This window comes from Streptomyces sp. NPDC126499 (assembly GCF_040302485.1).
Taxonomy (GTDB): domain Bacteria; phylum Actinomycetota; class Actinomycetes; order Streptomycetales; family Streptomycetaceae; genus Streptomyces.
On record NZ_JBEOUO010000029.1, the window covers coordinates 61,756 to 76,006 of the forward strand.

The 14,251-nt window shown below is 72.5% G+C and carries 11 protein-coding genes; 8 read left to right on the forward strand and 3 right to left on the reverse strand.

Features of this window, described 5'->3' with window-relative positions; genetic code table 11:
- Positions 1–111 precede the first annotated feature (111 nt).
- The 3 genes from ABTZ91_RS30550 (at position 112) to ABTZ91_RS30560 (ending at position 3,790) form a co-directional block, all read left to right on the forward strand.
- The gene (locus ABTZ91_RS30550; protein WP_352080464.1) at positions 112–510 is read left to right on the forward strand and encodes a hypothetical protein; all 399 of its coding nucleotides are present in this window, start codon (positions 112–114) and stop codon (positions 508–510) included.
- Between the two features lie 183 nt (positions 511–693).
- Complete coding sequence (locus tag ABTZ91_RS30555; protein ID WP_352080465.1) at positions 694–2,529, forward strand: ABC transporter ATP-binding protein; 1,836 nt, start codon at positions 694–696, stop codon at positions 2,527–2,529.
- Positions 2,530–2,554: 25 nt separating this feature from the next.
- Positions 2,555–3,790 (forward strand): ankyrin repeat domain-containing protein, encoded by a 1,236-nt coding sequence (locus ABTZ91_RS30560; protein ID WP_352080466.1) that lies wholly within the window; start codon positions 2,555–2,557, stop codon positions 3,788–3,790.
- Between the two features lie 36 nt (positions 3,791–3,826).
- Here the strand turns inward: ABTZ91_RS30560 and ABTZ91_RS30565 are convergent, their stop codons facing one another.
- Positions 3,827–5,164, reverse strand: a complete 1,338-nt coding sequence (locus tag ABTZ91_RS30565) for a hypothetical protein (RefSeq protein WP_352080467.1) — start codon at positions 5,162–5,164, stop codon at positions 3,827–3,829.
- A gap of 88 nt (positions 5,165–5,252) precedes the next feature.
- On the opposite strand from ABTZ91_RS30565, the gene ABTZ91_RS30570 reads away from it, so the two are divergent.
- Positions 5,253–5,879: a LysE family translocator gene (locus tag ABTZ91_RS30570; protein ID WP_352080468.1), complete on the forward strand. Its 627-nt coding sequence runs from the start codon at positions 5,253–5,255 to the stop codon at positions 5,877–5,879.
- A 20-nt stretch (positions 5,880–5,899) separates the two neighbouring features.
- On the opposite strand, the gene ABTZ91_RS30575 is transcribed toward ABTZ91_RS30570, so the two are convergent.
- Both ABTZ91_RS30575 and ABTZ91_RS30580 read right to left on the reverse strand, forming a co-directional pair.
- Positions 5,900–8,374 (reverse strand): endo-beta-N-acetylglucosaminidase, encoded by a 2,475-nt coding sequence (locus ABTZ91_RS30575; protein WP_352080469.1) that lies wholly within the window; start codon positions 8,372–8,374, stop codon positions 5,900–5,902.
- 105 nt (positions 8,375–8,479) lie between these two features.
- The gene (locus tag ABTZ91_RS30580; protein WP_352080470.1) at positions 8,480–9,526 is read right to left on the reverse strand and encodes a LacI family DNA-binding transcriptional regulator; all 1,047 of its coding nucleotides are present in this window, start codon (positions 9,524–9,526) and stop codon (positions 8,480–8,482) included.
- A 246-nt stretch (positions 9,527–9,772) separates the two neighbouring features.
- Between ABTZ91_RS30580 and ABTZ91_RS30585 the strand changes: the two genes are divergently transcribed.
- The 4 genes from ABTZ91_RS30585 to ABTZ91_RS30600 all read left to right on the forward strand — a co-directional run bounded on the left by ABTZ91_RS30585 (position 9,773) and on the right by ABTZ91_RS30600 (position 14,219).
- The gene (locus tag ABTZ91_RS30585; protein ID WP_352080471.1) at positions 9,773–11,068 is read left to right on the forward strand and encodes a sugar ABC transporter substrate-binding protein; all 1,296 of its coding nucleotides are present in this window, start codon (positions 9,773–9,775) and stop codon (positions 11,066–11,068) included.
- Positions 11,069–11,073: 5 nt separating this feature from the next.
- Positions 11,074–11,946 carry a sugar ABC transporter permease gene (locus ABTZ91_RS30590; protein WP_352080472.1) on the forward strand — a complete coding sequence of 291 codons (873 nt, stop codon included), beginning with the start codon at positions 11,074–11,076 and terminating at the stop codon, positions 11,944–11,946.
- Between the two features lie 4 nt (positions 11,947–11,950).
- Positions 11,951–12,835, forward strand: a complete 885-nt coding sequence (locus tag ABTZ91_RS30595; protein WP_352080473.1) for a carbohydrate ABC transporter permease — start codon at positions 11,951–11,953, stop codon at positions 12,833–12,835.
- Positions 12,836–12,944: 109 nt separating this feature from the next.
- Entirely contained in the window at positions 12,945–14,219 is a 1,275-nt protein-coding gene (locus ABTZ91_RS30600) for a glycosyl hydrolase (protein WP_352080474.1), read from the forward strand.
- The last annotated feature ends 32 nt before the right edge of the window (positions 14,220–14,251 follow it).

Sequence of the window (14,251 nt, forward strand, 5' to 3'; positions counted from 1 at the left end):
CCCCGTACGGGCCCCCACTCCGTACGGGCCCGCACTCCATACGGGCGGCGACGGCCTCGTATCGCGTGTCGTGGCGCTGTACACAACCCGCGGAAACGTATCTGTGCATCCATGACCAACGACATGGGACATCCGCTGAACGTACGACTGCGCGAGCGCTTCGGCGACGAGGCCGACTGGCCGGAGGTGACCGGTCTGATCGCGCCCTACCTCCGTATCGTCATCGACGCGCTGGGGCCGGGGGACGCCGTCACGTTCCTGACGGCGGTGCGCCACGCGCTGGACGAGGAGGAGTCCCGGGCAGGAACGATTCACCTCGGCTTCGGCGCTCACCTCTGGGCCCGGCTCGAAGCCGCCTCCTGGGGGAACTCCCTGGCCAAGACCTCGGCCTGGGAAGCCGCCCTCACCATGCACCGCCTCGCCGTGCTCGCCCCCGAACCGGGCCTCGGCGCCCACGTCGACGCAGCCCTGCGGGCCTGCCTCAGCCTGCGCGTTCCGGCCGCCGGCTGACGGCGGGACAGGGGCGAGGCGGGGGCGGGACGACGGCGAGGCGGCGGCGAGGCAGAGGCGGGGCCGGGCCGTCGCACGGCCGCCGGCCGCCACCGCTTGGCCGGAAAAAACGCTTGGACCGCGCGTGCGGCCGTGCGGGACACTCCCCGTTCTGACCTGAAGGCCCGACAAGACAGGGTTGGAATGGGAACGCCCGAATCACACGGAAGTTCGCCGGGCAAAGGCCCGGTCCTCCTCGCACTTCGCTACTACGGCCGGGAGCTGGCCCGCCTCCGGTGGCTGACCGCACCCGCGATGCTGCTCCCGGCGCTCGGCAACATCGGCATCGCCTACATCGCGCCGCTGCTCGTCGCGAAACTCGTCGGACGCATCTCCGGCGACGGCGACCGCGCAGGCGCCACCGGGCTCGACGCGATGCTGCCGTACGTCCTCGCCTTCGCCGGAGTCTGGCTGCTCTCCGAAGCGCTGTGGCGCGTCGGACTGCACTGCCTCAACCGGCTCGACGCCCACGGCATCGAGCACCTGTACATCCTCGGCATGGACGAACTCTTCGCCAAGGACGCCGCGTTCTTCCACGACAACTTCGCCGGATCGCTGACCAAACGCGTCCTCAGCTTCGCCTCGCGCTTCGAGGAGTTCGTCGACACCCTCACCTTCAACGTCATGGGCAGCTTCGTGCCCCTCGCCTTCGCGTCGGTGGTCCTGTGGACGTACGAACCGCTGCTCGTCGTCGGCCTCCTGGTGATGATCGTGCTCACGGCCGTGTGTGTGACGCCGCTCATCCGCCGCCGCCAACGGCTCGTCGCCGAACGGGAGGAGGCCATCGCCCGGGTGTCGGGGCACGTCGCCGACAGCCTGATGAACATGGACACGGTCCGGGCCTTCGCCGCCGAGGAGCGCGAGGCGGCCGAGCACCGTTCCCGCGTCGCCGAGTCCCGGCGGCTCACCCTGCGCTCGTGGGACTACGGGAACCTCCGCATCGACACGCTGGTCGCGCCCATGTCCGTACTGACCAACGTCCTCGGCCTGGTCGTCGCCCTGTCCCTCGGCGCCGGACAGCACGGCGTGGAGGCCGTCATCGTGGCCTTCACGTACTACTCCAACGCCACCCGCATCATGTTCGAGTTCAACCAGATCTACCGCCGGCTGGAGAGCTCGATGACGGAGGCCGCGCAGTTCACCGAACTCCTGCTCACCCCGCCGACCGTCGTCGACCCCGAGACGCCCGAGCCGCTGCGCTCGCCCCGCGCGGCCGACGTGCGCTTCGAGCGGGTGACCTTCGCCCACGGCGGCGGCAAGCCGCTCTTCGAGGGCCTCGACCTCGACGTGCCCAGCGGCACCAAGATCGGCCTCGTCGGCCGGTCCGGCGGCGGCAAGACCACCCTCACCCGGCTGCTCCTGCGCATGACCGACGTGGACGCCGGCCGGATCCTGATCGGCGGCCAGGACATCAGCAGGATGTCCCAGGCCGACCTGCGGGGCCTGATCGCGTACGTGCCGCAGGAACCGGCGATGTTCCACCGCACGCTGCGGGAGAACATCGCCTTCGCCCGGCCCGACGCCACCGAGGCCGAGATCCGCCGCGCGGCCGAGGCGGCCCACGTCACCGAGTTCGCCGACACCCTGCCGGACGGCTTCGACACCATGGTCGGCGAGCGCGGCGTGAAACTCTCCGGCGGCCAGCGCCAGCGCGTCGCCCTCGCCCGCGCGATCCTCCGCGACGCCCCGATCCTGCTGCTCGACGAGGCCACCAGCGCCCTCGACTCCGAGAGTGAGATCCTCGTCCAGGACGCCCTGTGGCGGCTCATGGAGGGACGGACGGCACTCGTCGTGGCACACCGCCTGAGCACCGTCGCCGGCATGGACCAGCTGGTCGTCCTCGACCGGGGACACGTCGTCGAACAGGGCACCCACCAGGAACTGCTGCTCGCCGACGGGCCGTACGCCAAGCTGTGGCAGCACCAGTCGGGCGGCTTCCTCGACGACAGCCCGGCCGCGGCCGCGGTCGAGGCGCTCTGAACGAAAAGGAGTCACAAGGAGTCACATGGAAGCCATGCTCATATCGGCGGTACGGGCCGGGGACACCGACGCCGTGGAACACCTGCTCCTGGCGGGCGCCGACCCTGACGAGCGCGACGGAGCCGGAACACCGGTCCTCTGCCTGGCGATCGAGAGCCACGCCGCACCCGCCGCCCGGCTCCTCGTCGAGCACGGCGCCGACCCCGAGCGGCACGGACCGGACGGCGTACGGCCCTTGCGCAAGGCGGTCGACTCCGGCTCCCCGGCCCTCGTCGAGGCCGTGCTGAGCCGCGCTGACGGGGGGACGCCCGGCGAGGCCGAGCTGCGCGAGGCACGCGACCTCGCACGGCACTGGTACGAGACGGGGACCGAAGCGGAGCTGCGGCGCCGCACGGGGGCGCACGGCCCGGTGGCCCGGACCCGCGTCCAGGACGGCGAGTTCGACGTCGTCGACGAACTCGCCCTCGGCGGCGCGACCGTACGCGACGGGCACCCGGCGATCCTCACCGACCTGGACACCAGGCTCGGCACCGTCATCCCCTTCGACGAGCTGAGGGAACGCGCGCTGAGCCGCCCCGACCAGGAGCACGCCGCCTGGTCCGCGTCCACGATGCTCCTCGCCCACCGCCGCGACCAGGCGACCTGGCGGGCGGCCAAGGCGCTGCGCACGCACCCCGACCCCGCGCACCGGCTCTTCGGCGCCGAGGTGCTGCGGCTGACGCACCTCTTCGACGACCGGGACGAGGACCCCTTCGCGGCCCCCGCCCTGCGGCTGTTCACGGACTGGGCGGCCGTCGAGAAGGACCCCGTCGTGCTCGCCGAGGTGCTCGTCGGCCTGTCCGAGCAGCCGGGCCCGCACGTCGACGCGGCCCTCCTGCCGCACGCCGGGCACGACGACGCCCGCGTACGCCACGCGGTGGCCGCCGGCTTCGACGGTCACGCCCCGGCCTTCGCCCCCGCCGTCCGCGACACGCTGCTCGCCCTGATGACCGACCCGGATCCGGACGTCCGCCGCCGCGCCTGCAACACCGTCGCCTCCGGCAAGGACCGCGCCCCCGCCCTCGCCGACGCCATGGCCGCGCTCCTGGACGACCCGGACCGCCGGGTCCGCGTCGCCGCCGTGCACGGACTCGCCCGCCACGACGACGAACGCTGCGTCGAAGGCGACCGGCGCCTCCCGCCGGCCCCGCCCGGCACGCCGTACGAGTACGACCTCGACGAGGTCTGGCGCTACGAGATGCGCCGCGACGGCCGCCGCTAGGGAGCCCCGACTCCCGTCAGGGAGCTCCGACTGCCCTCAGGGGTGGGAGAACACGCACGCCATGCGGGTACCCGGGTTGCTGCTCATGCCGACGATCGCACCGCCGTCGGCGCGGTTCGCGCGGGCGTGCGCCCCCGCGTACCCGCCGGAGGTGAGGAAGACGCCCACCGCCGCGATCCACGCGTCGGCCGTGCCCCGGGCCGGATCGTGGACCGGCTCCGGGCGGGGCACCACCCGCTCCTGCGCCAGATAGCCCCGCCCGACCGCGACCGTCAGGGCCTCGCGCCACTCGGCGTCCGTGCACTCCCAGCCGACATAGGTGTCCAGACCGCCGTAGCCCGCACCCGGCTTGAGGATCAGCCGCTCCCGCCGCTCCCGGCACTCGTCGAGCAACGCCGCCGGGGCGGAGGGCCGCAGCGTCCGGCTCCACGGCAGCACCCGGTCCACCAGGGCCCGCTCCGCTGTGTCGAAGGCCCCGGTCACGGGCGGATCCGACAGCAGGGCGAGCGCGTTCTTGTGCGCGTACAGGCCGCTCTCCAGCGAGGTGAACAGCACCGTACGGCCCGCCTCGTGGGCCCGGAACAGCTCCTGTGCCACCTCGGGTCCCGCCGGGTCGTCGAGCAGCTGGCTCGCGCCGAAGTTCCGCAGCACCAGGTCGAGCGGGGCACCGTCCAGGGTCAGCTTGCCGTCCGGCCGGGCCCGGAGCTCGCCCACCTCACCGATCCGCACGTCGAGGCCCTGCGCGGCCAACGCCTCCTGGAAGGCGCGCATCAGCCTCCCGTACGCGGCCACCGCGCCGTTGCCCTCGACGAGCCCCACGACCGGCTCCGCCCCGCCCCCCGCGAGCGCGGGCCGGGCCCGCTCGCGCAGGTCCGCCGCGAGCCGCGCCGCCGTGTCCACATGATGGAGCCCGTGCTCGGCGGCGAACGCCTTGAACTCCCCGACCCCGAGCAGCGCCTCGTTGCAGACCGCCATGTCCATGCCTCCGACCTCGCTGCCGAGGTTGAACTCCAGGAGCCGGTAACCGGTCCCGTCGTGGTACGCGTCGGCGCGCCCCAGCTTCGCCGGGCGCCCCTCGCCGGTTTGCAGCAGCAGTTCCGCGTGCCGCGGCGAGAGACCCAGCTCCGCCGCGTACCGTGCCCGGTCGCCGTCGAAGAGCCGGTCCGGCAACGAGACAAGGAGATCGAACAGCCCCTCCAGGTCCCGCGCGAACCGCGTCATCTCCTCCGCCCGCACGAACCACGGCCGGGGCAGCAGATGACGGCGCCATGCCTCCTCGAAGGCCGGCGGCAGCCCGGCGCGCGCGACCGCGTCCCGCAGTCCCTCGTTCCCGTCCAGGCACTCGTCCACATAGGTGCGGCTCAGCTCTGTCATGCGTTCCAGTCGACCACGACCGCCGCCCGCGGAACAGGCCCCGGCGCGGGCGGGCGGCTTGTCGGTGGCGGATGGCAGACTCGTCCGCATGGTGTACGAACTCCTCGCCGCGGCCGGTGTGCTCGCCCTGCTCACCATGGTGCCGGGACCGGACATGGCGGTCGTGACGCGCCGGGCCGTCGCCGCCGGGCGGAGCGACGGGCTGCGGACCGTCGCCGGCATCACCACCGGGCTGCTCGTCTGGGGCGTGCTGTCCGTGGCGGGCCTCGCCGCCGTTCTCGCCGCGTCCGCGACCGCGTACACCGTGGTCAAGCTGGCCGGCGCGGCCTACCTCGTCCTCCTCGGGGCGCAGGCCCTGCTCGCCGCCCGCCGGGGACGTCACGACCGGGCGGCGGCGCGTGTGGACATACCCCCGCCCTCCGGGCACCCCTGGCGCACGGGCCTCGTCGGCAACCTCCTCAACCCGAAGATCGCCGTCTTCTACACCGGCCTGCTGCCGACCCTCGCGCCGCACGGCCTCTCCCCGCACACCGGGATGTCCCTCCTGGTCCTCGTCCACGCGGCGCTCACGGTGGGCTGGCTCGGCGGCTACGTCCTGCTGCTGGCCAGGGCCCGCGCGTTCTTCGCGCGGGCCGCCGTCCGGAGGGCCATGGAGCGGATCACCGGCGTCGTCCTGATCGGCTTCGGGGTGAGGGTCGCCACGGCCCAGGCCTGACGACCGCCACCCCGGACGTCCTACGACCCCCACGCCTCGAACTCGTAGATCCGGGCCGCCGGATCCGAGGTCTGGGTCGGCGTCGTGACGACCAGCCGGACATGGCGGGCCGTCACGGAGACCGGGTGGGAGGTGGTCGCCGCCGTGTTGCCGGTGACGGTCGCGACCGTGGTCCACGGCGCGCTCGCGCTGTCACGGACCTCCAGGCGGAAGTCCCGGGTGTTCCAGCTCGCGCTCTCCCCGCCCGCCGCCGCGTGCTTCACCACGAAGCGGTTCAGGGTCCTGGCCGCGTCGAGGTCCACCTCAAGCCACTTGGCGGAGGTCGTCGTGCACCACTTGTCGGCGTTGCCGCCGGAGACGGAGCCGTTGACCGCCTTGGCCGGCGTCTCCGAGGCGTTGCACTGCCCCGAGGCCGTCGCCGGCCGGTTCAGCGCGAGATTGGCCTCGGCCGTCGCCGACCAGGTGACCGTGGTGCTCGCGGCGGGGGAGCGGCCGAACTCGGTGGAGACCGCCTCCACGTCCAGCGTCGTCGACGTCTCCGTGCCGGCCCGCTCCAGCTTCGGCACGAAGTAGCTGTCGTTGGGGGTGGCGCCCAGGAAGGTGCGGGAGCCGTCCGCGTTGCGGCGGTACACCTCGTAGTGGTGCACCGCGCCCGAGCCCGGCCCCTGCGCCGAGGCCGTCCAGGCCATCCGCAGCGACTTGGTGCCCGCGCCGGTGTCGGTGGTGCCGAGGACGGCCGGCGCGGTCGGCGCCGCCGGGGCGTCCACCGCGCCGTCGTACAGCGCGATCTGGCCGACCCTGATGTCGTACGCGGGCGCCGTGCCGGTGGTCTGCAGGCCGATCTGGGCCACCGTGCGCCCGGCGTACGCGGACAGGTCGAGGGTCTTGCGTTCCCAGCCGGCCGTCGTGGTGGAGCCGAGGTCCAGGGTGGTGAAGGCGGTCGGCGCGTCGGTGAAGGAGACGGCCGCCTTGAGGCGGGTCGGCCCGGCGGCCGGGGTCTTCACCACCACGGAGAGCCTCGTGTCGGCGGCCACGGGCAGCCGCGTCTGGTAGAGCCGTACGGTGTTGACGGCGTCCAGGGTGCCCGTGAGGCGGAGCGCCGAGCCGCCCTCGTAGGCGTCGGTGAAGTCGATCGACGGCTTGAGCTTCGTCCCGGCGGACTGCACCACCCAGCGGTAGGTGGGCGGCACGTCCTGGAGGGACAGGTTGTTCCAGCCGGTGGAGGACACGCGGACACCGGCGGAGTGGTGGAAGTCGCCCTGGCCGGCGTTGAAGGAGGTGACGAAGGGCTTGGTCGTGACGGGGGAGGACTCGGCGACGTAGTGCGCGAGGCCCTTCCAGGCGGAGGTCGTCGTGGTGTTCGACGGGTCGCCGTTGGCGCCGTCCCAGTAACGGGCCTCGCGGGCGTAGGAGTCGGCCCGGTCGGTCGAGGAGTTGTGGGTCCACTCGGGGCGGTAGATGCCGAGCGAGGTGGTGTGCGGCTGCCCGGCCGGGAAGACCGCGCTCCACGGGACGCCGGTGTTGTAGCCGTTCGCCTCGGTGTCGATGCCCGCGAACAGCTCGTACTCGCTGCGGCCCAGGTCGCGGGCGAGGGTCCGGGAGGAGTTCAGGTCGGTCGCGTCCCAGCCGAAGTCGAGGAACATCGAGTCGCTGGTGCGCTGCGAACCCTCCTGGAGGAAGGCGTCGTTGGCGCTGGTGAGCGCGTCCTGCCAGGTCACCGAGCCGGACTCGGTCATCGCGTCGTACCACATGAACTCGACCGGCCCGAGGGAGCGGGCGTAGCGCATGGCGTTGCGCATCTCGGTCGCGAGGGCGGCGTCGCCGCCGGCCGTCTCCTGGTTCACGAACCAGCCGTCGAAGCCGTAGTGCCGGGCGACCTGGGCGAGCTTGTCGGCGACGGGGTAGCGGGTGCCGGACTTCTGGACGAAGTCGCGGACCCACTGGATCTGGCCGCCGTAGGCGGTGGGCGGGAAGAAGACCGTGCCGTACACCTTGACGCCGTTGCGGTGGGCGGCGTCGATCACGGTCGGGTTCGGCGCCAGGATCAGCCCCTCACCGGCCGAACCGCCCCAGAAGACCAGCTTGTCGACGTACTGCCAGTGCCCGAAGGCGTAGTAACGCGGGTCGAGCGAACCCTGGGAGGGATTGTTCGAGGTCGGCGCGAAGGACACCAGTGCGGCGACCTCGCCCTCGCCAGCGCGTGCGTTCGGGTTCGCCTTCAGGGCGGGATCGGACACACGGGGCGCCAGTGGCACGCGGGAGCGGTTGAAGCGTGCGTCGGGATCGGTGGCCGGATCCCAGTTGAGGATCGAGTTCGGGTACCAGTACGAGGCGTAGGGTTGGTTGCCGGATGCCGTGACAACGTTGTCGGAGGAGGGTGACGATGCCGATGTCGTCGTCGGCGAGGCCGACGCGGAGGCGCTCGGCAGGGCGACGAGACCGAGTGTCGCCGCGGACAGCGCGGCGGCCAGCAGGAGATGCAGGGGTCTTCTCATCGGAGCTCCGGTCCAGCGGGAGGGGGGGGAAGGGGCTGGTGGTGCCGGTGGCGCGATGTGCGAGGTGGTCCGGTTGCGAAAGCTAAAGGGCTTTAGCGAGCCGAGTCAAGGTGCGGTACGCGCCCCGTCGTCCGCGGGTGCCGCCGTGCTCTCCCGGACCGTGAGGCGCGGAGTCGGGTTGCGGACGTCGTGGGCCGAGGACGGGTCGTCGACCAGGGCGAGCAGGGCCGTCGCGACCTGCTCGCCGAGGGCGAAGGTGTCCCGGGAGAGCGCGGTGAGCGAGGGATGGACGATCCGGGCGAGGGCGGAGTCGTCGAAGGAGACGATCGACAGCTCGCCGGGGACCGGCACGCCCATCTCCGACGCGACCCCGAGCCCCGCCACCGCCATCACGTCGCTGTCGTACACGATCGCCGTCGGCCGCAGCCGCCTCGGGCGGGCGAGCAGCGCGCGGGTGGCCGCGGCGCCCTCCGCGTCGCTGAAGTCGGTCGGTACGGAGACGGCCTCGGTCAGTCCGAGCCGCCGCGCCGCGTCCCGTACGGCCCGGACCCGGCGCCGGGTGTGCTGGAAGGACGGCAGGCCGGCGAGGTGGGCGATCCGGTGGTGACCGAGGGCGGCCAGATACTCGACGATCGACGTCATCGCCTCCCGGTCGTCGGCCCACACGGCGGGCAGCCGGCCGTGCCGGCCGGGGCCGCCGAGGACCACGGTCGGGGTGCCGAGCTCCTCCAGGACCGGGATCCGCGGGTCGCGCACCTGGAGGTCGACCAGTACAAAGCCGTCCACCCGGTGCTCGGAGGTCCACCGGCGGTAGACCTCGATCTCGGCGGTGGTGTCCTCGACGACGAGCAGCTGGAGCGCCGTGCCGCGGGTGGAGAGCGCGGCCTGGAGGCCGGAGAGCAGCTGGCCGAAGAAGGGTTCGAGACCGATCGTGCGGGCGGGCCGGGCCAGCACGAGCCCGACCGCCCCGGCGCGGGCACCCCCGAGGGCGCGGGCGGCGCTGTGCGGCCGCCAGTTCATGCGTTCCGCGACCCGCAGGATCCGGTCACGGGTCGCCTCGCTGACCCCCGGGCGGCCGTTGAGCGCGAAGGAGACGGCCCCCTTGGAGACCCCCGCCTCCCTGGCGATGTCGGCGATGGTCGGTCTCGCCATCGGACGCCCCCTCGTCTCGCGCGTTTCCGCACGCTCTCTTGACACCGGAGTTTAGCCGGGAGCATAGTCCCGCATCGCTAGACCGGTTTAGTCAAGCATGGACGGGCACCACCCGGGAGCCTGTGACCCGGGAGCCTGTGCCCCGGGAGCTCGTGACCCGGAAGCACGACGACGGGCACGGCCCGAGCAAGGTCCCGGCAAGGTCCCAGCACGTCCCGAGCAAGCCAGAGCAAGGGAGACACCCTCGTGCGACACATTCGAAGGAGCCGGTGGGCGCGGTGGACGGCCGTCGCCGTCGCGGCCGTGACCCTCGCCGGCTGCGGTCTCGGCGGCGCCGAGGACTCCGGCGCTCCCGGCCCGGTGACCACCGGCGGCGAGGTGAAGGGCAAGGTCTCGCTCCAGACCTGGGCCCTCAAGCCGAAGTTCAGCGCCTACATGGAGGGCGTGATCTCCGGCTTCGAGAAGAAGTACCCGGGCGTCGAGGTCGAGTGGCTCGACCAGCCCGGCGAGGGCTATTCGGACAAGGTCCTCAGCCAGTCCGCCGGCGGCACCCTGCCCGACGTCGTCAACCTGCCCCCCGACTTCGCCCTGCCGCTGGTGAAGCAGAACCTGCTGCTCGACGTCGGCAAGGCCGACCCCGCCGTGACCGCCGACTACGTCAAGGGCGGCCTCGACGCGTACCGCTTCCCCGGCCACGACGGCACCTACGGCTACCCCTGGTACCTCAACACCGACGTCAACTACTGGAACGGCGAGCTCCTCACCAGGTACGGCCTCGACCCGAAGAAGCCCCCGGCCTCGCTCGACGAGCTCGTCTCCGCCGCCCGTACCGTCAAGGCGAAGTCCGGCGGCCAGACGTATCTGATGAGCCGCAAGCCCAACCTCATGGACCTCGCCAACGCCGGCGTGCCGATCCTCTCCGGCGACGGGAGGACCTTCACCTTCAACACCCCCAAGGCCGCCGAAGTCCTCGACACCTACCGCGCCGCCTTCACCGAGGGCCTGCTGCCCAAGGACGTCCTCACCGAGACCTACGCGGGCAACGCCAAGCTCTTCAGCTCCGGCACCGCCGCCTGGACCACCGCCGGCGCCAACTACATCACCAGCCTCGCCACGGACAACCCGACCCTCGCCCCCAAGGTGGTCTCCTCTCCGGCCATGGGCACCCCGCCGCTGTACGTCCAGGGCCTCTCCGTCCCGAGGAGCACCAAGAACCCGACCGCCGCCCTCGCGCTCGCCCGCTGGGTCACCAGCGCCGAGAACCAGGCCGCGTTCGCCCGCGAGACCAGCATCTTCCCCTCCACCACGGCCTCCGCCGCCGACCCGTTCTTCAGCCGGAGCGACGGCAGCAACGCCGGCGACGCCAAGGTCACCGCCTTCCGGTCCCTCGCCTCCGCCCGCGTCCTCGAACCCGTCCAGGCGAACGACGCGATCAAGACGGTGATCAACCAGCAGATCGCCCTCGCCATCAGCGGCCGCACCGGCTCCAAGGAGGCCCTGGACACGGCGGTCGCCCGGGCCAACCAGCTCCTGAAGGACTGAGGTCGATGACCCACCGGCGTTGGTTCACCCCCTGGCTGCTCGCCGGTCCCGCCCTCGTCTGGCTGGCCGTCTTCAACCTGTGGCCCGCGATCAACACGGTGATCCTGTCCTTCACCAACGCCAAACCGCTCGGCGGAGGACACTTCACCGGCCTGGACAACTACCACCGTGCCCTCGACGACGACCAGCTGACCGACGCCCTGCTCAACAGCGTGATCTATCTGCTGGTCTGCCTGCCCCTGCTCACCCTGCTGCCCCTGCTGCTCGCGCTCCTCGTGGAGAAGAAGCTCCCCGGCATCACCTTCTTCCGCACCGCGTTCTACACCCCGGTCGTCGCCTCCGCCGTCGTCGTCGGCATCATCTGGGGCTGGGTGCTCGACGACCGGGGCCTGATCAACGGCCTGCTGCACCAGCTCGGCCTCGCCGACCACCCGGTCTCCTTCCTCACCGACCGCTGGCTGCTGCTGTTCAGCGCCATCGCCCTCACCGTGTGGAAGGGGCTCGGCTACTACATGGTCATCTACCTGTCCGCGCTCGGGAACGTCGGCCGCGAGCTCCACGAGGCCGCCGCCGTCGACGGCGCCTCCGCCGTCCGCCGGTTCTGGCACGTCACCCTGCCCGGAGTGCGCCCCGCGATGCTCCTGATCTCCGTCCTGATCTCCGTCTCCGCGCTGCGGATCTTCTCCGAGCTGTACGTGCTGTCCCACGGCACCGGCGGACCCGGCGGGCGCGACATGTCGGTGGTCATGCTCATCCAGATGTACAGCCGCGGCTTCACCGGGCACATCGGCTACGCCTCCGCCCTCAGCGTGCTGCTGTTCCTGCTCACCGTCGGACCGATGCTCCTGCTGGCCCGGCTCAACCGGAAGGCGGCGTGACGGCATGAGCCCCGGCAGAATCAACAGAGCCGGCAGAACCAGCAGGACCGGCAGCAGCGGCCGCACCCCCTCCGCCGCCGAGAAGGCGGTGCGCTACCTCCTCCTCGTGCTCGTCCTGCTCCTCACCATCGGGCCCTTCCTGTGGCAGCTGTCCACCTCGCTCAAGGGCCCCGGCGAGGACGTCTGGTCCCGCACCCCCGACTTCCTGCCCGAGGACCCCACCCTCGCCAACTACGTGCAGGTCGCCGACACCATCCCGGTGTGGTCCTACGCCGCCAACTCGCTGATCGTGGCCGCGATCGCCGTCGTCGGGAACGTCGTCGGCGCCACCCTCGCCGGCTTCGCCCTGGCCCGCCTGCGGTTCCGGGGCGCCCGGCTCGCCCTCGGCCTCTTCGTCGCCACCCTGGTGCTGCCCGGGGAGGTCACGATCGTCTCCCAGTACGTGACCGTCCGCAGCCTCGGCCTGACCGACACCCTCCTCGGTGTCGCCCTGCCCGGCGCCATCGCCATGCTCAACGTGCTGCTCATGTACACCGCGTTCCGGGCCGTACCGCCCGAACTCGACGCCGCCGCCCTGGTCGACGGAGCCAACGCCTGGCAGCGGCTCGTCCATGTGGGGCTGCCGAGCGTCCGCGGCATGCTGAGCGTCGTCGTGATCTTCACCTTCATCGGAGCCTGGGACGACTTCCTGTGGCCGCTGATCGTGCTCAACGACCCCAGCCGCTACACGCTCACGGTGGGACTTCAGTACCTCGACGGCACCTTCTCCGCCAACCCCCGGCTCATCGCCGCCGGCACCATGATCGCCTTCCTGCCGATCGTGGCCGTGTTCGCGGTGCTCCAGCGGTTCTTCTTCCGAGGGGTCGAGGAGGGCGCGATCAAGGGATGACCACCCACCGCGACCCGGCAGAAGCCCGGCCTCCTCACCCCGCCACCGCCGCACCCGCGAAGGAACCGCACCCGCGATGGAACCGCACCCGCGAAGGGACGCACCCCGCATGACGACCCCCCGGCACCGTCCCGGTCCGCGCTTCGGCGTCAACTACACCCCGAGCAAGGGCTGGTTCCACCACTGGCTCGACTTCGACCTCGACGCCGTCCGCGCCGACCTGGACTCCGTCGCCGCCCTCGGACTCGACCACGTCCGCGTCTTCCCGCTCTGGCCGCTCTTCCAGCCCAACCGCGCCCTGATCCGCCCCCAGGCCCTCGACCAGCTCGGCCGGCTCGTCGACGCGGCCGGTGAACGCGGCCTCGACGTCGCCGTCGACGGTCTCCAGGGCCACCTCTCCAGCTTCGACTTCCTGCCCGCCTGGACCCGGACCTGGCACCGGCGCAACCTCTTCACCGACCCCGACGTCGTCGACGGCCAGACCACCTACCTGCGCGCCCTCGCCGCCTCCCTGGCCGACCGGCCCCACTTCCTCGGCATGACCGTCGGCAACGAGATCGACCAGTTCTCCGGCGACCCCCACCCCGACCCCGACCGCATCACCCCCGCCGAGGCCGACGCCTGGCTGCGCCGGATGCTCGCCGCCTGCGAGGACGGCGCCCCCGGCCGGCTCCACCTCCACGCCACGTACGACGCCGCCTGGTACCGGGACGACCACCCCTTCACGCCCGCCCACGCCGCCCGCCTCGGTGCCACCACCGCCGTCCACTCCTGGGTCTTCAACGGCACCGCTCAGCGCTACGGCTCCGAGTCCTTCGCGGTCGGTCACCACGCCGCGTACCTGATCGAGCTGTCCAAGGCCTGGGCCGAGGACCCCCGCCGGCCCGTCTGGCTCCAGGAGGTCGGCGCCCCCGCCCCGCACGTCCCCACGGACCGCGCGGCCGAATTCACCCGGACGACCCTCGCCGCCGCGCTCGACTGCCCCGATCTGTGGGGTATCACGTGGTGGTGCTCCCACGACGTCGACCGCTCGCTCGCCGACTTTCCCGAACTCGAATACGGCCTCGGCCTGTTGACCAACGACCGGCGGGTCAAACCGGCCGGCCGGACCCTCGCCGCCGCCGTCGCCGAGGCCCGCGTGGCGGCGGCCCCACCGGCGCCCCGCGGCACCGCGCTGGTCGTCGACCTCCCCGATGACGCCCCGAAGCGCGCCGACTGCGGCCCCGGCGGCCCGTACTTCGACGCCTTCATGCGGCTCGCCGCGGACGGGGCCCGCCCGGCCGTGGTCCTCGCCGCCCGCGCCGCCGACCCCGCCCACCTCGCCGCCCGCGGCGTCACCGAGCTCGTGACGCTCGACGACCTCGCCCGCGGCGCCCACCCCTGACCCGGCCCACCGTCTTCACGTCCCCGTCCCGC

Excerpts from the sequence above, each read along its gene's own strand:
- ABTZ91_RS30550 (WP_352080464.1), top strand. The coding sequence starts at position 112 with ATGACCAACGACATGGGACATCCGCTGAACGTACGACTGCGCGAGCGC.
- ABTZ91_RS30555 (WP_352080465.1), top strand. The coding sequence starts at position 694 with ATGGGAACGCCCGAATCACACGGAAGTTCGCCGGGCAAAGGCCCGGTC.
- ABTZ91_RS30560 (WP_352080466.1), top strand. The coding sequence starts at position 2,555 with ATGGAAGCCATGCTCATATCGGCGGTACGGGCCGGGGACACCGACGCC.
- ABTZ91_RS30565 (WP_352080467.1), bottom strand. The coding sequence starts at position 5,164 with ATGACAGAGCTGAGCCGCACCTATGTGGACGAGTGCCTGGACGGGAAC.
- ABTZ91_RS30570 (WP_352080468.1), top strand. The coding sequence starts at position 5,253 with ATGGTGTACGAACTCCTCGCCGCGGCCGGTGTGCTCGCCCTGCTCACC.
- ABTZ91_RS30575 (WP_352080469.1), bottom strand. The coding sequence starts at position 8,374 with ATGAGAAGACCCCTGCATCTCCTGCTGGCCGCCGCGCTGTCCGCGGCG.
- ABTZ91_RS30580 (WP_352080470.1), bottom strand. The coding sequence starts at position 9,526 with ATGGCGAGACCGACCATCGCCGACATCGCCAGGGAGGCGGGGGTCTCC.
- ABTZ91_RS30590 (WP_352080472.1), top strand. The coding sequence starts at position 11,074 with ATGACCCACCGGCGTTGGTTCACCCCCTGGCTGCTCGCCGGTCCCGCC.
- ABTZ91_RS30595 (WP_352080473.1), top strand. The coding sequence starts at position 11,951 with ATGAGCCCCGGCAGAATCAACAGAGCCGGCAGAACCAGCAGGACCGGC.
- ABTZ91_RS30600 (WP_352080474.1), top strand. The coding sequence starts at position 12,945 with ATGACGACCCCCCGGCACCGTCCCGGTCCGCGCTTCGGCGTCAACTAC.